The organism is Paenisporosarcina sp. P4_D4, assembly GCF_056401835.1.
The window spans coordinates 21,518-44,185 of record NZ_JBFUIO010000016.1 but is presented as its reverse complement, the minus strand read 5'-3'; the positions used below and the strand labels follow the sequence as shown (position 1 = coordinate 44,185).

Here is a 22,668-nt window from a genome sequence, read left to right as displayed (position 1 = left end):
ACGATGAGGTAGATAGGTTCGAGGTGGAAGCGCGGTGACGTGTGCAGCTGACGAATACTAATCGATCGAGGACTTAACCAAAATGAATTTGAATGGTTTTCAATGACCCGTTTATCCAGTTTTGAGTGAACAAACACTCAAAAAAGTCTAGTGATTATGGCAAAGAGGTCACACCCGTTCCCATACCGAACACGGAAGTTAAGCTCTTTAGCGCCGATGGTAGTTGGGGGTTTCCCCCTGTGAGAGTAGGACGTCGCTAGGCAAATAAGAAACCGATACCTTTCGAGGTATCGGTTTTTTTGTGTTGTTTTTAAGGGTTTGAACAGGAGCGTAGCGGAAACAAGGCCATTAAGAGTTTTAGCCATGTATTCCCTCCCCTAAATGGGAGCCATTCCGCTGACGCTGCAAGTCTCTTCTCTGTTGGAGAAGGATCACATATAGAAAGTCCATTAAAAGACGGTATTGATTCAGAAAGTCTACTTGCTCGTGAGATGAGTTTGAGCGATAAATGCTTCGATTTGAACGATAAATCTCTAGTTTGAGCGATAAAGTATCCAATCTGCACGATAAATCTCCAGTTTGATTGATAAATTTACAACTGTTGATTTTAAGCGAACGAGCTTGTTTCACCCGACTGTTTAACTTGGGTTATGAGACAATCGACTATCACAAACCCCTGAATGGTGGAGATTCTGCCGGTCGCTGCATGGCTCTCTTCTATTTGATGGGATTTTCTTGAACATCCAGTTGAATCAGCTGGTTCAAAGCGACTGGATGGCTTACTAACTAAAAGTAGTTTACATCTTTTCATTAAAGGGCAAATTTAATATAAGTGAAATATAAATAACTTCCTAGCATATCAGTGCTTTTCGCTTTAACAGTAAATAGCTTTGTTTTAATGTCAATTACAGAAATTCCGCAAAATTTCTTGTATTCTAAAGGGTTCTCTAATAAGATAGGGGCTTAATGTTTTTTCATGAAGGGAAGATTATTATGAGCAATGATGCACTTTTGATGGTATTAATCATATTTACTATAAATATTGTCTATGTTTCGTTTTTTACAGTGCGCATGATTATGACGTTGAAGGGTTATCGTTATTTTGCAGCGTTTCTCAGCACAATTGAAGTGGTTATATATGTTGTGGGTCTTGGATTAGTATTGGATAACTTGAATGAGATCCAAAACCTTATAGCCTACGCAGTTGGGTATGGTACTGGGGTCCTTGTTGGTACGAAAATTGAAGAGAAGATGGCCCTTGGTTATATTACGGTAAATGTCATTACGACTGAAGAAAATCGTACCTTGCCACGCCTTTTGCGTGATAAAGGATATGGAGTAACTGATTGGGAAGCGAATGGTCTTGAAGGTAACCGTAAAGCGATGCAAATCCTGACTCCCCGAAAATATGAATTGAAACTGTATGCAACGATAAAAGAGCTTGATCCAAAAGCATTCATTATTGCTTATGAGCCGAAAACTATTCATGGTGGATTCTGGGTTAAAACGGTAAGGAAAGGAAAACTATTTAAATGAAGAAAAAGACTGTATGGTTTGAAGTTGCAGAGAATGAAACCATTGATGACTGTTTAAAACGTATGCAGACTGAAGGATATATGCCAACAGGGCGAAGGGAAGAGCCGATTTTCCAAGAAGTGAATGGAGAAATCGTCCCAATTCGTCAAATCATCCAATTTAAAGGTACGTACATCTCTGAATAACCTAAAAACTGGCGAAAAACCGAACGATATTGTTTTCTGAAAATTTATCGTTCGCATTTTAGCGTTGACTCGAGTCCTAATGGTTGTTAAAATATGAATAAGAACAACGATAATCCCCATATATGCTAAAGAATTGGCTTTAGCGTCTCTACCAGGTCACCGTAAATGACCGGACTATGCGGGAAAGCAACTTTTGGATGAAAATAAGGATGTGAGTCTGCATATGTATATGTCAGCCGTTCATAACCCCTTTTCTTTAAAGTCCTCAAGTAAACTGCTTTTCATGCATAGTGAGCAGTTTATTTGGGGACTTTTTGTCATTAATGTCTAGCTTCAAGTGTTATCTCGTTGTCAAACTAGTGTAGCGCTTTAAGCTTTTCAATAAAGGAGCGATTTCAGATGAATGCAAAAATCGGCGTGATCATGGGAAGCTCAAGTGATTGGGAAACAATGAAACATACATGTGACATATTAGATGAACTGCAAGTCCCTTATGAAAAAAAAGTGGTGTCGGCGCATCGCACGCCAGATTTAATGTTTGAGTATGCGATGTCAGCAAGAACACGAGGAATTCAAGTGATTATTGCGGGAGCTGGCGGAGCCGCACATTTACCGGGTATGGTTGCAGCGAAAACGACGTTACCGGTTATTGGGGTTCCTATTCAATCAAAAGCATTGAATGGTCTTGATTCGTTACTATCCATAGTTCAAATGCCAGGTGGCGTTCCTGTTGCGACAGTCGCTATCGGCAAAGCTGGAGCAACGAACGCAGGATTGCTTGCTGCTCAAATGCTAGCAATGACCGATCAAACCTTAGCACACAATTTAGACTTAAGACGTGAAGCGACGAAAGACAAAGTATTTGAAAGCAACGGTGACCTCATATGATCAAAACCATTTCACCAGGACAAACAATCGGAATTATTGGTGGAGGTCAATTAGGTCGAATGATGGCTTTGGCTGCCAAGGAAGCCGGATTCAAAATTGCAGTGCTCGATCCAAGTATGGAATCGCCTTGCGGTCAAATCGCGGATATACGAATTGTTGCACCTTATAATGACCAGACGGCATTAGAAGAGCTAGCAGATGTCAGTGATGTCATTACGTACGAATTTGAAAATATTGATTATGAAGGACTGAAGCGGTTAGCTGAATATGCTTATATTCCTCAGGGGGCAGAACTTGTCCGTATAACACAAAACCGAATTACAGAAAAAGCTGAAATTTGTCAGGCTGGTGTACCGGTTGCAGACTATATAGTTGCGACAAGTATTGTGGAACTGAAAGCATGTATTAATGAGGTTGGTTTCCCTTGTATCGTCAAAACCGCATACGGCGGTTACGATGGCAAAGGTCAAGTAAAGCTCGAATCGGAAGCCGATTTAATACTGGCGGAACCATTATTCAATCACGGTGCGTGTGTTGCGGAAGCGTTCGTGCCATTCGTTAAAGAAATTTCAGTTATCGTACAGCGTAATGGAAACGGGGAAACCTATTGCCTGCCTGTAGGTGAAAATATTCATAAAGATCATATTTTACACGAAACGATTGTACCTGCTCGTGTAACTGAATCGATTCTGACACAAGCTACAGAAGCAGCAGAACAAATTGCTGATCATTTACAATTAGTCGGCACTTTGGCAGTTGAAATGTTTGTGCTGAAAGATGACACGATTGTGATTAACGAGTTGGCGCCACGTCCTCATAACTCAGGACACTATTCAATAGAAGGTAGTACGATATCACAGTTTCATCAACATGTGCGTGCAATTTGCGGATGGCCTCTAAGGAAGCCTGTCCTGCATCAACCGACTGTCATGGTCAATGTACTTGGAGAACACGTCGTTCCTCTATCGAACGCGATTTCTAAATACCCAGACTGGTCCATTCATCTATACGGTAAAGAAGAAGCGAAAACAAAACGTAAAATGGGGCATGTGACCATTTTGACAAACGATATAAATCAAACGCTACAAGAAATCGAGGATTCCGGCATTTGGTCGGAATAGAAGGAGAACTATATGATAGAACGTTATACTCGCCCTGAAATGGGAGCAATTTGGACAGAACAAAACAAATACCAAGCATGGTTGGAAGTTGAGATTTTGGCATGTGAAGCATGGGCTGAACTTGGCGATATTCCAAAAGAAGACGTAGCGAAAATTCGTGCTAATGCTTCATTTGATATTAATCGCATTTTAGAAATTGAAGAAGAAACGCGTCATGATGTTGTTGCTTTCACACGTGCAGTATCTGAAACACTTGGCGATGAGCGTAAATGGGTACATTACGGACTGACTTCTACGGATGTAGTTGATACAGCTCTTTCTTACATCATCAAGCAAGCAAATGAAATCCTTCGTAAAGATTTGAACAATTTCGTTGAAATCTTGGCCAATAAAGCAAAAGAACATAAATTCACGGTCATGATGGGACGTACGCATGGTGTTCACGCGGAGCCAACGACATTCGGCTTGAAACTTGCCTTATGGCATGAAGAAATGAAACGTAACGTAGAACGTTTTGAAGCAGCTGCAAAATCAATTGAAACAGGCAAAATGTCTGGTGCAGTTGGAACATACGCAAACATCGATCCATTTGTAGAGAAATATGTTTGTGAAAACTTAGGAATCGAAGCATCAAAAATCTCGACACAAACATTGCAACGTGACCGCCATGCACAATACATGAGCACACTGGCATTGATTGCAACGTCTGTAGAGAAGTTTGCAACTGAAATTCGTGGACTGCAAAAATCGGAAACACGTGAAGTGGAAGAATCATTTGCAAAAGGTCAAAAAGGATCATCTGCTATGCCACATAAACGTAACCCGATTGGTTCTGAAAACATGACTGGTCTTGCACGATTGATTCGTGGATATATGTTGACTGCTTATGAAAATGTGTCTTTGTGGCATGAACGTGATATTTCACATTCTTCAGCTGAGCGTGTCATCTTACCGGATGCGACAATCGCTTTAAACTACATGCTAAATCGTTTCGGAAACATCGTAAAAAACTTGACGGTATTCCCAGACAATATGAAACGCAACATGGACAGCACACTCGGTTTGATTTACTCACAACGCGTTCTTCTTGCCTTGATTGACAAAGGAATGGCTCGTGAAGAAGCGTATGATACAGTTCAACCTTGTGCGATGGAAGCTTGGGAAAACCAAATTGCTTTCCGTGGTGTCGTTGAACAGAACGAAACCATTACTTCTCAATTGTCTAAAGAAGAATTGGACGATTGCTTTGACTATAACTACCATATCCAACATGTCGATATGATTTTCGAACGTCTCGGACTAAACTAATCGGGGGAATACACGTGGAAAAAGGTCAGCTTTTGTATGAAGGTAAGGCGAAACGATTATATACAACAGACAAAGAAGATATTCTTTTTGTGGAATACAAGGATAGTGCAACTGCGTTTAACGGAGAAAAGAAAGCTGAAATCGCAGGAAAAGGTACATTGAATAACCAAATCACATCTTTACTGTTTGAAAAATTGAAAGCTGCAGGTATTGATTCTCATTTCGTTGAGCAATTATCCGATCATGAGCAATTAGTGAAAAAAGTTGACATCATTCCAATCGAAGTCGTGGTTCGCCAGGTCGCAGCGGGCAGTTTAGCTAAGCGCCTCGGACTGGATGAAGGAGTAGAACTCGCACGCCCTATCGTCGAGTTCTACTACAAAGACGACGAACTTGGTGATCCCCTCATTACTGAAGAGCACATCGAGCTTTTGAACATCGCTTCTAAAGAAGAAGTACAAGCTCTTTATGATAAGGGATTACAAGTAAATGAGATATTGACGCAATTCTTCAAAGAAATCGGTGTTATTTTAGTTGATTTCAAACTAGAATTTGGCCGGGACAATGAAGGCAATGTATTGCTAGCTGATGAAATTTCACCTGATACGTGCCGCTTATGGGACGAAAAAACAAAACAAAAGCTCGACAAAGACGTGTTCCGCAGAGATTTAGGTCAATTAACGGACGCATACGAAATCATACTATCCCGTCTAGGAGGAATCACACAATGAAAAAAGTAAAAATCTATGTAACGCTTCGCGAAAGTGTATTAGACCCACAAGGTTCGGCCGTAATGGGAGCTCTGCATACAATGGGCTATAACGAAGTTGCAGATGTTCGTATTGGAAAGTACTTAGAAGTTCAAGTGGATGATTCTGATAAAGAGCTAGACGTGGTAGTTAAAGAAATGTGTGAAAAATTATTAACGAACACAGTGATTGAAGATTATAGGTACGATGTCGAGGAGGCTGTAAGCAAATGAAATTTGCAGTCCTCGTATTCCCAGGATCGAACTGTGATTTAGATATGTACCATGCAATTAAAGACGAGCTTGGTGAAGAAGCTGAATATGTGTGGCACGATACGAAAGATTTAAGTGGTTATGACGGCATTTTACTACCAGGTGGATTCTCTTATGGAGATTACTTGCGATGTGGTGCAATTGCTCAGTTCTCTAACGTTATGAGTGAAGTGAAAAAAGCAGCTGATGCTGGTAAACCAGTTCTTGGTATTTGTAATGGATTCCAGATTTTAACTGAAGCGGGTTTACTTCCTGGCGCTTTGCTACGCAATAAAAACTTGAAGTTTATGTGTCGTACCGTTGATTTGACAGTCGTCAATAACAACACCATGTTTACAGCTGAATATGCAAAAGACCAAGTGATTCAAGTTCCAATCGCGCACGGCGAAGGAAACTATAGTTGTGATGAAGAAACACTTGCTTCATTAAAAGCAAACAATCAAATTGTTTTCACTTATACGAACGACAATCCAAATGGCAGTGTTGAAGACATTGCAGGGATAATCAACGAACGAGGTAATGTCTTGGGTATGATGCCACATCCAGAGCGTGCAGTGCACGAACTAATTGGTGGTACAGACGGATTAGCGTTATTCAAATCTATCGTTAAACAGTGGAGGGAATCTCATGTCAGTCATGCTTGAACCAAATCCTCAGCAAATTAAAGAACAGAAACTATATGCTCAAATGGGTTTATCCGATTCAGAGTTTGAGATGGTCGAAAACATTTTAGGACGTCAACCGAACTATACGGAAACTGGATTGTTTTCAGTTATGTGGTCGGAGCATTGTTCTTATAAAAACTCGAAACCAATCTTACGTAAGTTCCCAACAACTGGTCCTCGCGTACTTCAAGGTCCTGGTGAAGGAGCTGGAATCGTGGATATCGGGGATGGACAAGCTGTGGTTTTCAAAATGGAATCACATAATCATCCATCTGCTATCGAGCCTTTCCAAGGAGCGGCAACTGGTGTTGGCGGAATCATCCGTGACGTTTTCTCAATGGGAGCCCGTCCGATTGCGATGCTGAACTCATTGCGCTTTGGGGAATTGACAAGTCCACGCGTTCGTTATTTGTTTGAAGAAGTGGTTGCAGGAATTGCAGGCTACGGGAACTGCATCGGCATCCCGACAGTAGGTGGAGAAGTTCAGTTTGACGACTGCTATGCAGGAAACCCATTGGTAAACGCCATGTGTGTGGGATTGATCAATCATGAAGATATTCAAAAAGGTGTCGCTTCTGGTGTTGGCAATACCGTTATGTATGTAGGGGCAAAAACAGGTCGAGACGGAATTCATGGAGCGACATTCGCATCGGAAGAGTTAAGTGAAACTTCTGAAGAAAAACGTCCGGCCGTTCAAGTAGGCGACCCTTTCATGGAAAAGCTTTTACTTGAAGCGTGTTTGGAGCTTGTAAAATCTGACGCCCTTGTAGGAATTCAAGACATGGGTGCTGCAGGATTAACTTCTTCATCAGCTGAAATGGCTTCCAAAGCTGGCTTCGGTGTAGAAATGAATCTGGATTTAATTCCTCAACGTGAATCAGGAATGACAGCTTACGAAATGATGTTGTCAGAATCACAGGAACGTATGTTGATTGTCGTGAAAAAAGGACGCGAAGCGGAAATCGTGGAGCTCTTTGAAAAATATGATTTGGATGCAGTCGCTGTCGGACAGGTAACAGACGATAAAATGCTTCGTTTGCTTCATAAAGGTGAAGTCGTAGCAGACGTCCCGGCAGATGCGTTGGCAGAAGAAGCACCGGTTTATCATAAACCATCAAGTGTGCCTGCTTATTACACAGAATATCAAGCGATGGAAAACGCAGAACCTCAAGTCGCAGACTATAAAGAAACGCTAATTAACTTATTGAAACAACCAACCATTGCTTCGAAGGAATGGGTTTATGATCAATACGATTATCAAGTACGTACGAGTACAGTAGTTGCACCAGGTTCGGATGCAGCGGTCGTTCGAGTTCGAGGAACAAACAAAGGACTTGCGATGACGACAGACTGTAACTCACGCTACATTTATCTAGATCCGGAAACTGGCGGGAAAATCGCGGTTGCGGAAGCGGCACGTAACGTTGTTTGTTCAGGAGCTAAACCTTTGGCGATTACGGATTGTCTAAACTTCGGAAATCCAGAAAAACCAGAGATTTTCTGGCAATTGGAGAAATCGGCTGATGGGATGGCTGCGGCGTGTTTGGCACTTGAGTCTCCTGTTATCGGCGGTAACGTATCACTTTACAACGAGCGCAGTGGAGTAGCTGTTTATCCAACACCTACGATCGGCTTGGTTGGATTAGTTGAAGATTTATCACATGTAACAACACAAGATGTGAAAGAAGCTGGTGACTTGGTTTACATGATCGGTGAAACGATGACTGAGTTTGGTGGCAGTGAACTTCAAAAAATGGTGGAAGGTCGTATTTTTGGCCAAGCACCTTCAATTGATTTAGATGTGGAAGTAACTCGTCAAAACGCTTTGTTGCAAGCAATTCAATCAGGCTTTGTGGCATCAGCTCACGATATTGCAGAAGGTGGCTTCGCCGTTGCATTGGCTGAAAAAACTTTCGGAGTACAAAACCTTGGTGTGGACGTAACTATTTCAGGTTCGGCTACCACTGCTTTATTCAGTGAATCACAATCTCGCTTCATCGTGACAGTGAAACCACAACATGCGGCAGCGTTCGAAGAAATCGTAAAAGATGCAGTGAACATTGGAACGGTTACATCAGATACGTCCGTCATCATTCGTAATGAACATGGCGAAGAGTGGATGTCAGGAACTGTTGAGGAATTCCGATCTGCTTGGAAAGGAGCAATTCCATGCTTGCTGAACTCAGAGGATTAAACGAAGAGTGTGGCGTTTTTGGAATTTGGGGTGACCCAAATGCAGCACAGATTGCGTATTACGGATTGCATGCACTTCAACATCGTGGACAGGAAGGAGCGGGGATTGTCGTAACGGATGGTCATTCGCTTCAAGCAGTCAAAGGAGAAGGGCTTGTTAATGAAGTATTCAGTGCAGGCAAGCTTGATCATTTGCAAGGCTATGGTGCGGTAGGACATGTACGTTATGCAACTGCAGGCGGTGGAGGTATTGAAAATGTGCAACCTCTTTTATTCCGCTCGACAACTGGCAGTCTTGCGATTGCCCATAATGGCAATCTCGTAAATGCGAACCATTTAAAACAACACTTAGAGCGTCAGGGAAGCATCTTCCAGACCTCTTCAGATACAGAAGTATTGGCTCATTTAATTAAAAAAAGTGGCTATTCGACGTTTGAAAAACGTGCGAAGAATGCATTATCCCTACTTAAAGGTGCTTTTGCCTTCGTCATGATGACGGAAGACGAGATGATTGTCGCAAACGATCCAAACGGTTTGCGTCCATTGTCTTTAGGAAAACTGGGTGATGCCTGGGTAGTTGCTTCGGAAACTTGTGCATTCGATATCATTGGTGCCGAATGTATCCGTTCTGTGGAACCAGGTGAGTTTTTGATTATCAATAACGAAGGATTACGTGTTGAACGCTTTGCATTCCCTGCAAAACGCTCGATTTGTACAATGGAGTACGTTTACTTCTCACGTCCCGATTCGGATATAGATGGCATTAACGTTCATATGGCACGTAAGCGTTTAGGGAAAGAACTGGCAAAAGAAATACAAATTGATGCAGATGTTGTAACAGGTGTACCTGACTCGAGTATTTCGGCAGCAATCGGATTTTCTGAAGTTACGGGAATTCCGTATGAATTAGGATTGATCAAAAATAGATATGTCGGTCGTACTTTCATCCAACCTTCACAGGACTTGCGTGAACGCGGTGTGAAAATGAAGCTGTCGCCAGTTCGCCAAGTGGTAAACGGCAAGCGTGTTGTTATGGTCGATGATTCAATCGTCCGTGGTACGACATCTAGACGTATTGTAACGATGTTAAAAGAAGCGGGAGCAACGGAAGTGCATGTTGTCATTAGTTCTCCGCCTATTAAAAATCCATGTTTCTACGGGATAGATACGAGTTCTACTGAAGAACTAATTGCATCCAACAATAGCATTGAAGAAATAAGAGAATTGATTGGGGCAGATTCACTTACTTTCCTGTCAGTTGAAGGAATGGTTCGTGCAATCGGAAGAACGGATGAAGGGCCTGAAGCTGGACATTGTCTTGCTTGCTTTACAGGGAATTATCCGACTGAAATATTCCCAGATACCATTTTACCGCACCAAAAAGAATTGGCTCGATAGGAGGCAACATGGATGTCAAAGGCATATGAACAAGCTGGCGTAAGTATTGAAGCGGGTTACGAGGCTGTAAAGCGAATGAAATCTCATGTGGATCGTACAGCTCGTAAAGGCATAATGGGGGCATTCGGTGGTTTCGGTGGGATGTTTGACCTGTCATCACTCGACTACAAAGAACCTGTTTTAATCTCGGGCACAGATGGCGTAGGGACTAAATTGAAATTGGCGTTTATGACCGATCAACACGATACAATCGGCATCGATTGCGTGGCAATGTGTGTCAATGATATCGTGGCTCAAGGTGCCGAACCTTTATTTTTCCTAGATTATTTAGCTGTTGGACAAGCAAAGCCTGAAAAGATTGAGCAAATTGTCAAAGGTGTAGCAGATGGTTGTGTGCAAGCTGGAGCCGCACTTATCGGTGGAGAAACAGCGGAAATGCCTGGTCTTTATGAAGAAGATGAGTACGATGTTGCTGGGTTTGCCGTAGGGGTAGCTGAGAAATCAAATATCGTAACAGGTGAAAAGATTCAAACGGGTGATGTCCTTGTTGGACTTGCTAGCAGTGGTATCCATTCAAATGGTTTTTCACTAGTGCGTAAAATTGTCTTTGCCGATCAAGGGTATGAAATAGATTCCTTAGTTGCAGGCTACGAACATTTGGGCCGTATTGGGAAAGCATTATTAAAACCGACAAAAATTTATACTAAACCGGTTCTTGCCATTCATGAACAGCTGGACGTGCACGGCATGGCACACGTAACAGGTGGAGGTTTTTATGAAAACCTGCCCCGCATGATGCCCGCAGGTCTTGGTGTCGAAATCAAACTGGGCTCATGGCCAGTATTACCGGTGTTTTCAATGTTGAAAGAAAAAGGGTCTCTGGAAGACCGTGATTTGTATAATGTTTTCAATATGGGCATTGGTTTCGTCATTGCTCTTCCTGAAGAACAAGCGCAACAAGCCATTCGACTATCAGTAGAAAACGGTGAAAATGCGTACGTGATTGGTCGTGTCGTAGCAGGTGAAGGTGTTCAATTTAATGGAACTCATGACGGGAGCCTGAACGATGAACAGTAAGCCAAAGGTGGCGATTTTTGCTTCCGGCAGTGGAAGTAATTTTCAAGTCATCGTGGACGCAGCAAGAGCTGGCCAGTTACATGCTGACATCGTGGCTGTCGTTACAGATAAGCCACAAGCTTTTGTGGTGGAACGAGCTAAAACAGCTGGTGTAAACGTTGTGGCTTTCCGACCGTCAGATTTTGGGTCGAAAGTTGAATATGAAGAAGCCATCTTACAGGAACTGAAGGAGCTTCAGGTAGAATGGTTGGTGTTGGCTGGTTATATGCGTTTAATCGGCGATACATTGCTGAATGCCTTTACGAACCGCATCGTCAACATCCATCCTTCACTATTGCCTTCATTTCCTGGCAAAGATGCCATCGGTCAAGCTTTGGTACATGGCGTCAAAGTAACCGGCGTGACCGTACATTATGTAGATGCAGGGATGGACACGGGTCCAATTCTGTCGCAACAAGCGGTTGAAGTAGTAGAGGGTGACCGTGAGAAAACAGAACAACTTATACATGCGGTCGAACATGAACTCTATACAAAAACGTTGCATCAATTATTTAGCCGGTAGAAGGCCACAGGATTAAGCTTCAGAAAATGGGACCTTTCTTCCAGCGCCGGTGCAGCGCTAGAGTGGCACTTTACGCTTTTCCAAATTAGGAGGATTTTCTATGACAAAACGTGCGCTTATCAGTGTATCAGATAAATCAGGAATTCTTGAGTTCGCAAAAGAACTAGAGACGTTAGGGTATGAAATTCTATCAACCGGTGGAACAAAAGCGTATTTGCAGGAAAATGGAGTAGCCATTACACCTGTCGATCAAGTAACGAGATTCCCTGAAATATTGGGTGGTCGTGTGAAGACGCTTAATCCTATGATTCACGGAGGCCTTCTTGCCAAGCATGATGATGCCGACCATCAAGCACAAATGAATGAACATGGCATCGAGCCAATCGAGGTTGTTTGTGTAAACTTATATCCTTTCCGTGAAACGATCTCAAAACCGGATGTGACAGCTGACGATGCGATTGAGAACATTGATATCGGTGGACCAGCAATGTTGCGTGCGTCTGCGAAAAACCATGCTTATGTAACTGTCATTACAGATGCAGCGGACTATCCTGCTGTTTTGGAAGAATTGAAAGCAGCAGGCAAAACTACGATTGAAACGCGTCGTCGTCTGGCAGCAAAAGTTTTCCGTCATACTGCTTCTTATGATGCGTACATCTCAGGTTATTTAACTGACCTTGCAGGTGAAGAATTTCCCGAACAAGTTACCTTTACATATGAATTGAAACAACCGCTTCGTTATGGAGAAAATCCACATCAAAAAGCAGCGTTCTACCAACGTGCACTAGGATCGGATTTCTCAATCGCTTCTGCACAGCAACTGCACGGGAAAGAACTTTCCTACAACAATATCCAGGATGCCAATGCAGCCATTCAAATCGTTAAAGAATTTGAGCTGCCGGCTGCTGTCGCTGTCAAACACATGAATCCATGTGGTGTCGGAGTTGGTGAAACCATTTCTGAAGCATTTGGCAAAGCATACGAAGCGGACAGTATGTCCATTTTTGGTGGCATTGTTGCCTTAAATCGCGAAGTGGATACCGAAACGGCGGAACAACTTTCAGGTATCTTCCTTGAAATCATCCTTGCTCCTTCCTACTCTGATAAGGCTTTGGAGATTTTGACGAAAAAGAAAAATATCCGTCTACTAACAATTCCTTTTGAACAAAACAAAAAGGATAAATGGAATACCGTTTCTATCGAGGGTGGCTTGTTGATGCAAGAACCTGATGCTCATGGTTTTGCACAAGCGGACGTCCGTGTCGTAACGGACCGTGAACCTACGGAAGAAGAATGGGCTGCACTGAAGCTCGGATGGAGTGTTGTAAAACACGTGAAATCCAATGCGATTGTTGTCACGGATGCACAAATGACGCTTGGCGTTGGTGCTGGGCAAATGAATCGTGTCGGTGCTGCTAAGATTGCGTTAGAGCAAGCGGCAGAAAAAGCACAAGGTGCATCACTTGCTTCAGATGCCTTTTTCCCTATGAATGATACCGTTGAAACAGCTGCTAAAGCAGGAATCACCGCCATTATTCAACCAGGTGGATCTGTAAAAGACGAAGATTCAATTGCGAAAGCAAATGAATACGGAATTGCTATGGTGTTTACAGGCGTACGTCATTTCAAACACTAAGAGGAGGAGAACTTAATGAAAGTACTCGTTATTGGTAGTGGTGGGCGTGAACACGCTATTGTACGTCAATTCAACAACTCTCCATCTGTAACTGAAGTGTTCGTTGCACCAGGTAATGATGGCATGAGAGAAGATGGGACCTGTGTGGCAATCGAAGCACTTGAATTTGATATGCTGGTTGCTTTCGTTCAGGAAAATGCTATCGATCTTACGTTTGTGGGACCTGAACAACCGCTGGCTGCTGGAATAGTCGATCGTTTCGTGGCAGAAGGTCTGCGTATATTCGGGCCTACGAAAGCGGCATCACAAATCGAAGGTAGTAAATCTTTTGCCAAAGAACTAATGAAGAAATATGGTATTCCAACTGCGGCTTACGAAACGTTCACAGACGTCAAAGAAGCCAAAGCCTATATCGAGAAAATGGGTGCACCAATTGTGGTAAAAGCGGATGGACTCGCTGCAGGTAAAGGTGTGGTTGTTGCCATGACTGTGGAGGAAGCACTTAATTCCGTGGAAGACATGATTGGTAACCAAAAGTTTGGTGATTCATCATCTCGCGTGGTCATTGAGGAATTCCTCGATGGGGAAGAGTTCTCATATATGTCTTTTGTTCATAACGGCCAGATTTACCCGATGGTCATCGCCCAAGATCACAAGCGTGCGTATGACGGTGACCGTGGACCGAATACTGGCGGTATGGGAGCTTATTCACCTGTCCCTCACATTTCGGAGCTTATCGTTCAGGAAGCATTTGAAGCGATTGTGGCACCTACTGTTGAAGCGATGGCAACGGAAGGAACACCTTTTACTGGTATTCTCTATGCCGGGTTAATCTTGACTGAGGATGGACCGAAAGTCATTGAGTTCAATGCTCGTTTTGGTGATCCAGAAACACAAGTCGTGTTACCACGTATGGCTTCAGATTTCGGTGAATTCATGAACGCACTTTTCGATGAAAAACCATATGAATTGGAATGGTCGAATGAAGAGATGCTTGGTGTAGTAGTAGCCGCAGATGGTTATCCTGAAATGGTTGAAAAAGGGGCGACACTGCCTGACTTAGAAAAGCTTAATCAAAATTTACAGATCTTCCATGCGGGCACGAAAGAAGTGAATGGTCGCTTCGTTGGCAATGGGGGCCGCGTAATTTTGGTCGCAGCGAAATCAGACTCTCTGGCTAATGCTCAAAAACAAGTGTATGACGCTTTTTCTGAATTGAAGTGGGATGGATTTTTCTATCGAAACGACATTGGTTGGCGTGCGTTGAAATAATCGGAAAAGGTTATCCTCAAGTCATTTGAGGATAACCTTTTTTTTGTGAGTGGCATGTTTCAATACATGAGATGCCAAGACATTATATTTTTTTCATCTTCATACGAGCGGCTGAATATCTGCACCGCATGTTACGGTAAAGTGTATAACATAAAAAAAGCCCAAAATGCAGTTATGCATTTTGAGCTTGTCTAAATGTTTTCTTGTGCTTGGCACCGTATTGTTCATAAACTTAAGGATATTCTTTTTGCCATTAAATTGGGTGAAAGGGAATAAACACACTACGAGAGGGAATATAGTGACCGCGAAGGGGAATAAACAGTAGGGAATAAATATTCCGCCAAAGTGTATAACCTACTAGCGAAGAGGAATAAACTTTCACTTACTACCTCAATTCGTCACCGGCGACATGCCTTACCCAGAAAAATCCTTTATTTATTTTCGGAAGATCCAGAAGCAGCTTTTGCACCAGCACCAGATGTTGTTTGTCCCGACATAGCTTGACTAGCAAGGTCCTTCACCTTTGTTCCAACGGCAGCTCCATTAGTAGCACCAGTGCCAGAAGCAGCTTTTGCACCAGCACCAGATGTTGTTTGTCCCGACACAGCTTGACTGGCAAGGTCCTTCACCATGTTTCCAACGGCAGCACCAGCACCAGAACCAGAACCAGCTTTTGCACCAGCACCAGATGTTGTTTGTCCCGACATAGCTTGACTAGCGAGGTCCTTCACCATGTTTCCAACGGCAGCACCAGTAGTAGCACCAGTCCCAGAACCTGTTGCAGAACCGGCAGCAGAATTTGAACCAGAACCCGATTGACCCGACATACCTTGACTAGCGAAATCCTTCATCAATTTTCCGATTTCTGGGGTATTTCCGGTTTGTCCCATCATGCTTTGTTTTTCAATCATGGCTTTCATTGGACAGAACTTGACCGTTCCTTCTGCAGCTTTCATAGCACCGAATGCAACCATCATGCGACCTTTGTTGCATTTGGGATTGCGGGCGAGTTTAGCGGTACCATAAGCGAGCATACTAAGTCCGAGTGAAAGTCTGGTCAGTGCGTTACGTGTGCTAAGGTTTTGCGTTTGTGACATTTTCGTGTTTCCTCCTATCTGAATTTTCAAAAAAGTGGTCTTACCGTCTGTATTTTCCAAAGTCGGTATGCTAGTATAAAAAAATGATACCCGTCTTGAAAGGAGAGTGGATACCATGCAACACCCGTTGTGGAAAATAGGGGAGATCCGCCACCAATTAAGCATGATTGATGGAAAAACGAGTCCCGATAAAATTATTGTGAATGCGACATACTTACATAGCGTGCTGAAAAAATGGGTTGAAGGCAACATTTGGATTGCAAAAGACCGCATTGTGTATGCAGGTCCTGATATGCCTGTTCAAACAACTGACGCAGAAATAATTGATGCAACTGGACAGGTGATTGTGCCGGGCTATATCGAACCTCATGTTCATCCATTTCAACTTTATCATCCCCAATCATTTGCTGATTATGCAGCACAATTAGGTACAACTACGTTTCTATCAGACAATCTTATACTCTTTCTTTTGTTGAAAAACAAGAAAGCGTTTACACTATTGGATCAATTGAATGAACTGCCGTTTTCATTTTATTGGTGGGCCCGATTTGATTCACAAACTGAGCTTGAAAATGAAGATGAACTATTTACGACGAAATCCATCGGTGAATGGTTGGATCGTCCGGAAGTATTGATGGGCGGAGAATTGACAGCATGGCCAAGGTTGCTAGCAGGTGATGACCAAATGCTGTACTGGTTACAATCGGCTAAAACAAAAGGCAAAAAAGTAGAAGCCCATTTACCTGGTGCTTCTGACAAAACATTGGCGCGCATGAAATTGCTAGGTAGCGACGGTGACCACGAAGCCATGACAGTTGAAGAAGTGGAAAGACGGTTGTTGCACGGTTATGCCGTGACGTTAAGACATTCGTCGATTCGTCCTGATTTACCTCATTTATTAAAAGGAATCGTCGAAAAAGGACTGGATGTTTTTGATCATTTGATGATGACAACGGACGGCTCTACACCTTCTTTCCACATCGATGGTGTCATGGATAAATGCATTCAAGTCGCACTGAATGCAGGAGTGAAACCGATTGATGCCTATCAAATGGCATCCTATAATGTAGCCCGTTATTACAACATGACCAGTCTGCATGGATTTATTGCCACAGGAAGATTAGCTTCTTTAAACTTCTTGGAAAACGAGCGAAATCCTGTCCCTGTAAGCGTGCTGTCTAAAGGCGTATGGCTGAAGAGAGACGGCAAGCAAGTGCAACAGCTGCCGACAATCGATTGGTCCGTATTAGGTGATTTGGAATTGCCGTTTGATTTGCATGATGGGGACTTTCAGTTCTCGATGCCTTTTGGAATTGAAATGGTTAATGATGTGATCACGAAGCCATATAGTGTATCGATTCACACTGGTGAGTCGAGCTTAAGTTCTGATCATGATGAGAGCTATCTGATGTTAATTGACCGCGATGGTAAGTGGCGTGTCAACACGATGATTAAAGGTTTTGCGACTTCTGTGCAGGGCTTTGCTTCGTCTTACTCGAATACAGGAGATATTATTCTAATAGGTAAAAACCATAAAGATATGTTAGTAGCTTTCAATGAAATGAAGCGGATGAAAGGCGGCATCGTGCTCGTTGAACATGGTGAAGTCATTGCACACATTCCACTGGCAATAGGTGGAGGACTATCAAATGAAAAAGTGGAAGATTTGATTGAGCGGGAATTGTTTTTGAAGAAAGCATTGAACGAACGAGGGTATACACATGGTGATGCGATTTACACATTGCTATTTTTGCAATCGACTCATTTACCATATGTCCGTATTACACAACGCGGCATATATGATGTCATGAAAAAATCAGTGTTGTTCCCTTCATTCATGAGATCTTAGGGGGTTCGGAGAAATGAAGAAATGGCTGTTTATGATGGTTTTGTTGCTTATTATTGCGGGTTGTTCTAAAGATAAAGAAAATACAGTCGACGCAGAAAATCCAAACGAGGATGAAACGACAGATGATAATGAAGACGAAGAAGTGATAACCTTACCTTTTGCTGCACCTTATTCGGGTGAACGTTCCGAAGAAGAATTCACGAAACGTCCTGTGCTGGTCACAATCAATAATCACCCGAAAGCAAGACCACAATCGGGACTTGCAAGTGCAGATATTGTTTATGAAATGGTGGCAGAAGGAAACGTGACACGTTTGCTTGCATTGTATCAAAGCGAATTGCCTAATGAAATTGGACCGGTCCGAAGTGCACGTGATTACTTTATTGAAATTGCATCCGGTCTCGATGCCTTTTACGTGGCACACGGCTATAGCCCGGAAGCGCGACTGATGTTAACTACAGGAGATGTGGAAAACATCAATGGCATGCAATATGACGGTTCCCTATTTTTACGTTCCAAAGATCGTGTAGCACCTCACAATTCGTACATTACAGGTGAACATGTCATCGAAGGAATGGACAAAGTTGGTGCCCGACAAGAAATCGAAAAAATTCCGAACCTGGCATTCTATGATTCAGTCGAAGATGTTCCTTTGGGTACTCCTGCATCAATGATTGATGTCCGCTATGGCGGGAGTGAAGACTTCCACCATGTGTATTCATATGATACACTTACTCAACAATACTCTCGTTCTTCTGGAGGGATTGTCACGATAGATAGAGAGACTGACGAAGAGATCAGCTTAGCCAATGTAATGTTTTTTGAAGTGGATCATCAAACAATTGATGGCGCAGGAAGACAACAACTCGATTTAAAATCGGGTGGCAAAGGCTACTTATTCCAAGCAGGTATGATGAAAGAAATCGAATGGCAACAAATAGATGGTGTGCTAGTGCCAATGGAAAATGGTGAACCCGCTAAACTCGTTCCAGGAAAAAGCTGGATTCATTTAGTGAAAACAAACCCCGGTATTGACCAAATGGTTACATTTACGCCCTAAAAATGCTTCGAAAAGGAGGTAACAACCATGCAAGTAGATAAAATACGCGGTCATCAAACGGATCAGTTATTTAAAGCGGTCTTAGAATTAAAAGACATTGAAGAATGCTATCGATTTTTTGATGATTTATGCACTATAAGTGAAATTCAATCGTTATCTCAACGCTTTGAAGTGGCTCATTTATTACGACTGAAGAAAACATATGAAACGATTAAAAATGAGACTGGAGCCAGCACGGCTACCATTTCTCGCGTGCGTCGTTGTTTCGATTACGGGAACGATACATATGATGAAATGCTAGGCAGGCTATACCCTGACGAAAAACCTTTTCAATTTCCTAAGTACGGAAATTCCAACGAATAAACCATCACAGGGACCACTCACATCCGAGTGGTCCTTTATTGTTGGGTAAAAATGGGTAAATCCGAATAATACGAGAACGATGCGGATTAATAAGAGTTTCATGCCGATAAAAAGCAAATTGATGTCGATTAAACGAATGATACCAAATATTTGCCCGCTCTCACTCTTCGGATAGGAGGGTTTTTTTGTTATACTAGATAGATGAATATGAACATAGATAGGTGGGAACCGATGATGTATCAGGAGTGGCGTCACATTTTTAAATTAGATCCTGCGAAGGAAATATCCGAAGAAGCGCTAAAGCAGGTGTGTGAATCTGGAACGGACGCCATTCTAGTCGGTGGTACAGATGGAGTTACCCTTGATTTGGTTTTGGACTTACTAATTAGAGTTAGACAATATAATGTACCGGTTGCACTGGAGATTTCGACGATAGACTCCGTGACGCCAGGATTCGATTTCTATTTCATTCCTTCCGTGTTAAATAGTACAAATACCGCATGGGTGAAGGATTTGCATATCGAAGCCATCAAGGAATTCGGGGATTATATGGACTGGAATGAACTTGTTCCGGAAGGTTACTGTATTTTGAATGCGGATTGTAAGGCGGCACGCGCGACTGAAGCTCACACTTCTTTATCAGAGGAAGAAGTGATTGCCCACGCAAGGCTGGCTGAACACTTTTTCAAGTTTCCGATATTCTACTTAGAATATAGCGGTGTTTATGGAGACCCCAAGATGGTGAAAGCTGCAAAAAACGTTTTGAAAAACACGCGTCTCTTTTACGGCGGTGGCATTACATCGGCAAGACTAGCGACTGAAATGGCAATGATTGCGGACACAGTTGTAGTGGGCAATCATCTTTATGACAATTTGAACGAAGCGCTCGAAACAGTGAAAGCTGTTCATGCAGTGACACTTTGACAATTAACATAAGCAGTTTATAATTGAAGAACAAATGTTCGTGAAGGACGGTGCATAATGGAATTAATCGTAAAGAATTTATTAAACGGGATGAATCCCGAACAAGAAAAAGCAGTAAAAGCAACGGAAGGTCCCTTACTGATTATGGCAGGAGCGGGATCTGGGAAAACACGTGTGTTAACTCACAGAATCGCTTATTTAGTCGTGGAAAAAGAAGTCTACCCATCGAAAATTTTGGCGATTACATTTACGAATAAAGCAGCAAGAGAAATGCGTGAGCGTATCGATGGCCTACTTGGCAATGGAGCAGGAGAGCGTATGTGGGTTTCTACATTCCACTCGATGTGTGTACGTATTTTACGTCGCGATATCGATCGAATCGGTTACTCAAAAAGCTTCTCCATTTTGGATACCACTGAACAATTGACAGTCATTAAACGTATTTTGAAAGACCAGAACATCGACCCTAAAAAATATGATCCCCGTTCCATGTTAAACGCTATCAGCTCAGCAAAAAACGAGTGCATTGATGCCGAAACATTTGCGAGCCAAATGAATCAGTTCAATCCGTTCGAGAAGACAGCGTCGGAAGTCTACACAGCGTATGACAAACGTCTTCGCAAAAATCAATCCCTCGATTTTGATGATCTGATTATGACAACGTTAACTCTGTTCAAACGTGTACCGGATGTGTTGGAGTTTTATCAAAACAAATTTCATTATATTCATGTTGATGAATATCAAGATACGAACAAAGCCCAATACGAACTTGTACAGATGTTGGCAAAGAAATTCAATAACTTGTGCGTAGTAGGCGACTCGGATCAATCGATTTATCGCTGGCGTGGAGCAGATATTCAAAACATCATGTCTTTTGAAAAAGATTATCCAAATGCCCAGGCCATTATGCTGGAGCAAAATTATCGCTCGACTAAACGCATCCTGAAAGCCGCAAATGACGTCATACAAAACAATACAGGTCGCTATCCAAAAGAACTGCGTACGGACAACGGTTCAGGTGAAGCAATCAATGTTTACAAAGCTTATGACGAACAGCAGGAAGCACAGTTTGTCGTCAAAACAATTCAGGAATTGATGGAAAAGGGCAATCGTACCCTTGATGATTTCGCCATTCTGTATCGCACAAATGCCCAATCTCGTGTGATGGAGGAAGTTTTGGTCAAATCGAATATTACCTACACAATCGTTGGCGGCACGAAGTTCTATGATCGCAAAGAGATTAAAGACTTGCTGTCATACTTACGTTTGATTGCCAACAACGAAGATGATTTGGCATTGGCGCGTATCATCAATGAACCAAAACGCAACATTGGTGCGACGTCTTTCGAACGAATGGCAATGTATGCACTTGAACAGGACCGTTCCATTTTTGATGCACTTCGCGAAGTGGACTTTATGGGATTGCCAGCACGCGCAGCAAACGAAGCGGCTAAATTCCACCAGATGATGGATGGATTCACTCAAATGCAGGAATTCTTATCTGTCACTGAACTCGTGGAGCAAGTATTGGATAAAACCGGCTACCGTAATATGCTGCGAAATGAAAAGACGATCGAATCAGAAAGCCGTCTTGAGAATATTGAAGAGTTTTTATCCGTAACGAAAGCGTTTGAAGAACGCAGTGAAGATAAAACCCTTGTATCTTTCCTTACTGATTTGGCGCTGATTTCCGATTTGGATAAGTTGGATAACGATGAAGATGTATCTAAAGGAAAAGTCGTACTAATGACGATGCACGCAGCAAAAGGACTGGAGTTCCCGGTCGTATTCATCATTGGGATGGAAGAAAACGTCTTCCCTCATTCACGTTCGATCGGTGACAATGACGAAATGGAAGAAGAACGCCGCTTAGCATACGTAGGGATTACACGTGCTGAAGAGCGTCTGTATTTAACTTGTGCACAATCGCGAACATTATTCGGCCGAAGCGGCTACAACAATCCTTCCCGATTCATTGCGGAGATCTCAGAAGATATTCTAGAGCATGTGACGTTGAAACAATCTGCAGGTACAGGCAGAAGTCAAACTACCCGTCGTTCGGTTGCGAACACTACGCGTCCAGCAGTTGAACGTCCTGCATATAAAGCTTCAGGCGGGGACAAGCTTGGATGGAATACGGGCGACAAAGCCGTTCATAAAAAATGGGGCGAAGGAACAGTTGTCAGTGTACGCGGTGAAGGCGAGAATACGGAAATCGATATCGCTTTCCCAAGCCCAACCGGCATCAAGCGATTACTTGCGAAGTTTGCACCAGTTGAAAAAGTATAAATTATAGATAATTTAAAAAGTCCGCTCAAAATAGCACGTCGTGGCCTCCACGAAGCAGGTTATGCAGCCGTTGCCACAAAAGGAATTTTGCGACGAGTAACCGCAGGAGCAGGAATTTTGCGACGAGTAATCGCAGGAGCAGGAATTTTGCGACGAGTAATCGCAGGAGCAGGACGTGGCACTTAGGCTGGGTACCAAAAACCGTTGGCTTGCTTTTCCGTTCC

21 protein-coding genes, 1 rRNA gene and 1 riboswitch are annotated in these 22,668 nt (G+C 42.8%); of the genes, 20 read left to right on the top strand and 2 right to left on the bottom strand.

From position 1 onward, the window contains the following. The first annotated feature begins 146 nt into the window (after window positions 1-146). From rrf to purD, 15 genes are all read left to right on the top strand, one after another. Window positions 147-262 (top strand): 5S ribosomal RNA (gene rrf / locus AC1DSL_RS06540). A 731-nt stretch (window positions 263-993) separates the two neighbouring features. Then, window positions 994-1,536, top strand: coding sequence for a DUF2179 domain-containing protein (locus tag AC1DSL_RS06535; protein WP_036660252.1), 543 nt, complete (start codon window positions 994-996; stop codon window positions 1,534-1,536). Continuing rightward, entirely contained in the window at window positions 1,533-1,721 is a 189-nt protein-coding gene (locus tag AC1DSL_RS06530; RefSeq protein WP_477531621.1) for an NETI motif-containing protein, read from the top strand. Before AC1DSL_RS06535 ends, AC1DSL_RS06530 begins: the two co-directional genes overlap by 4 nt. Window positions 1,722-1,817: 96 nt before the next feature. After that, a riboswitch (purine riboswitch) is annotated at window positions 1,818-1,918 on the top strand. A 202-nt stretch (window positions 1,919-2,120) separates the two neighbouring features. After that, window positions 2,121-2,609, top strand: coding sequence for a 5-(carboxyamino)imidazole ribonucleotide mutase (purE, locus tag AC1DSL_RS06525; RefSeq protein ID WP_016429432.1), 489 nt, complete (start codon window positions 2,121-2,123; stop codon window positions 2,607-2,609). Continuing rightward, window positions 2,606-3,730: a 5-(carboxyamino)imidazole ribonucleotide synthase gene (gene purK, locus AC1DSL_RS06520; RefSeq protein ID WP_477531620.1), complete on the top strand. Its 1,125-nt coding sequence runs from the start codon at window positions 2,606-2,608 to the stop codon at window positions 3,728-3,730. Before purE ends, purK begins: the two co-directional genes overlap by 4 nt. A gap of 12 nt (window positions 3,731-3,742) precedes the next feature. Next, window positions 3,743-5,038 carry an adenylosuccinate lyase gene (gene purB, locus AC1DSL_RS06515; RefSeq protein WP_477531619.1) on the top strand — a complete coding sequence of 432 codons (1,296 nt, stop codon included), beginning with the start codon at window positions 3,743-3,745 and terminating at the stop codon, window positions 5,036-5,038. Between the two features lie 14 nt (window positions 5,039-5,052). After that, the gene (purC, locus tag AC1DSL_RS06510; protein ID WP_016429429.1) at window positions 5,053-5,769 is read left to right on the top strand and encodes a phosphoribosylaminoimidazolesuccinocarboxamide synthase; all 717 of its coding nucleotides are present in this window, start codon (window positions 5,053-5,055) and stop codon (window positions 5,767-5,769) included. After that, a complete protein-coding gene (gene purS, locus AC1DSL_RS06505; RefSeq protein ID WP_477531618.1) occupies window positions 5,766-6,020 on the top strand; it encodes a phosphoribosylformylglycinamidine synthase subunit PurS in 255 nt (84 codons plus the stop codon). The genes purC and purS overlap by 4 nt, the downstream gene beginning before the upstream one ends. Further along, on the top strand, window positions 6,017-6,703 hold the full coding sequence (gene purQ, locus AC1DSL_RS06500) for a phosphoribosylformylglycinamidine synthase subunit PurQ (protein ID WP_016429427.1): 687 nt from the start codon (window positions 6,017-6,019) through the stop codon (window positions 6,701-6,703). The genes purS and purQ overlap by 4 nt, the downstream gene beginning before the upstream one ends. Then, on the top strand, window positions 6,687-8,918 hold the full coding sequence (gene purL, locus AC1DSL_RS06495) for a phosphoribosylformylglycinamidine synthase subunit PurL (protein ID WP_477531617.1): 2,232 nt from the start codon (window positions 6,687-6,689) through the stop codon (window positions 8,916-8,918). The genes purQ and purL overlap by 17 nt, the downstream gene beginning before the upstream one ends. Then, window positions 8,894-10,315 carry an amidophosphoribosyltransferase gene (gene purF / locus AC1DSL_RS06490; RefSeq protein ID WP_477531616.1) on the top strand — a complete coding sequence of 474 codons (1,422 nt, stop codon included), beginning with the start codon at window positions 8,894-8,896 and terminating at the stop codon, window positions 10,313-10,315. The genes purL and purF overlap by 25 nt, the downstream gene beginning before the upstream one ends. Window positions 10,316-10,327: 12 nt before the next feature. Next, window positions 10,328-11,392, top strand: coding sequence for a phosphoribosylformylglycinamidine cyclo-ligase (gene purM / locus AC1DSL_RS06485; RefSeq protein WP_477531615.1), 1,065 nt, complete (start codon window positions 10,328-10,330; stop codon window positions 11,390-11,392). Next, a complete protein-coding gene (purN, locus tag AC1DSL_RS06480; protein ID WP_342542929.1) occupies window positions 11,382-11,954 on the top strand; it encodes a phosphoribosylglycinamide formyltransferase in 573 nt (190 codons plus the stop codon). Before purM ends, purN begins: the two co-directional genes overlap by 11 nt. 100 nt (window positions 11,955-12,054) lie before the next feature. Beyond that, window positions 12,055-13,590 carry a bifunctional phosphoribosylaminoimidazolecarboxamide formyltransferase/IMP cyclohydrolase gene (purH, locus tag AC1DSL_RS06475; protein ID WP_477531614.1) on the top strand — a complete coding sequence of 512 codons (1,536 nt, stop codon included), beginning with the start codon at window positions 12,055-12,057 and terminating at the stop codon, window positions 13,588-13,590. Window positions 13,591-13,605: 15 nt separating this feature from the next. Continuing rightward, window positions 13,606-14,862, top strand: coding sequence for a phosphoribosylamine--glycine ligase (gene purD, locus AC1DSL_RS06470; RefSeq protein WP_477531613.1), 1,257 nt, complete (start codon window positions 13,606-13,608; stop codon window positions 14,860-14,862). Between the two features lie 431 nt (window positions 14,863-15,293). Here the strand turns inward: purD and AC1DSL_RS06465 are convergent, their stop codons facing one another. Continuing rightward, window positions 15,294-15,959: a YgaP-like transmembrane domain gene (locus AC1DSL_RS06465; protein WP_477531612.1), complete on the bottom strand. Its 666-nt coding sequence runs from the start codon at window positions 15,957-15,959 to the stop codon at window positions 15,294-15,296. Window positions 15,960-16,074: 115 nt separating this feature from the next. On the opposite strand from AC1DSL_RS06465, the gene AC1DSL_RS06460 reads away from it, so the two are divergent. From AC1DSL_RS06460 to pcrA, 5 genes are all read left to right on the top strand, one after another. Beyond that, entirely contained in the window at window positions 16,075-17,808 is a 1,734-nt protein-coding gene (locus tag AC1DSL_RS06460; protein WP_477531611.1) for an adenine deaminase C-terminal domain-containing protein, read from the top strand. A gap of 13 nt (window positions 17,809-17,821) precedes the next feature. After that, window positions 17,822-18,868, top strand: a complete 1,047-nt coding sequence (locus AC1DSL_RS06455; RefSeq protein ID WP_477531610.1) for a DUF3048 domain-containing protein — start codon at window positions 17,822-17,824, stop codon at window positions 18,866-18,868. A 27-nt stretch (window positions 18,869-18,895) separates the two neighbouring features. Continuing rightward, complete coding sequence (locus AC1DSL_RS06450) at window positions 18,896-19,231, top strand: YerC/YecD family TrpR-related protein (RefSeq protein ID WP_016429416.1); 336 nt, start codon at window positions 18,896-18,898, stop codon at window positions 19,229-19,231. A gap of 231 nt (window positions 19,232-19,462) precedes the next feature. After that, window positions 19,463-20,155: a heptaprenylglyceryl phosphate synthase gene (gene pcrB / locus AC1DSL_RS06445; protein ID WP_477531609.1), complete on the top strand. Its 693-nt coding sequence runs from the start codon at window positions 19,463-19,465 to the stop codon at window positions 20,153-20,155. 57 nt (window positions 20,156-20,212) lie between these two features. Beyond that, entirely contained in the window at window positions 20,213-22,444 is a 2,232-nt protein-coding gene (gene pcrA, locus AC1DSL_RS06440) for a DNA helicase PcrA (protein ID WP_477531608.1), read from the top strand. A 59-nt stretch (window positions 22,445-22,503) separates the two neighbouring features. Here the strand turns inward: pcrA and AC1DSL_RS06435 are convergent, their stop codons facing one another. Then, a complete protein-coding gene (locus tag AC1DSL_RS06435; RefSeq protein WP_477531607.1) occupies window positions 22,504-22,626 on the bottom strand; it encodes a hypothetical protein in 123 nt (40 codons plus the stop codon). Between the last annotated feature and the right edge of the window lie 42 nt (window positions 22,627-22,668).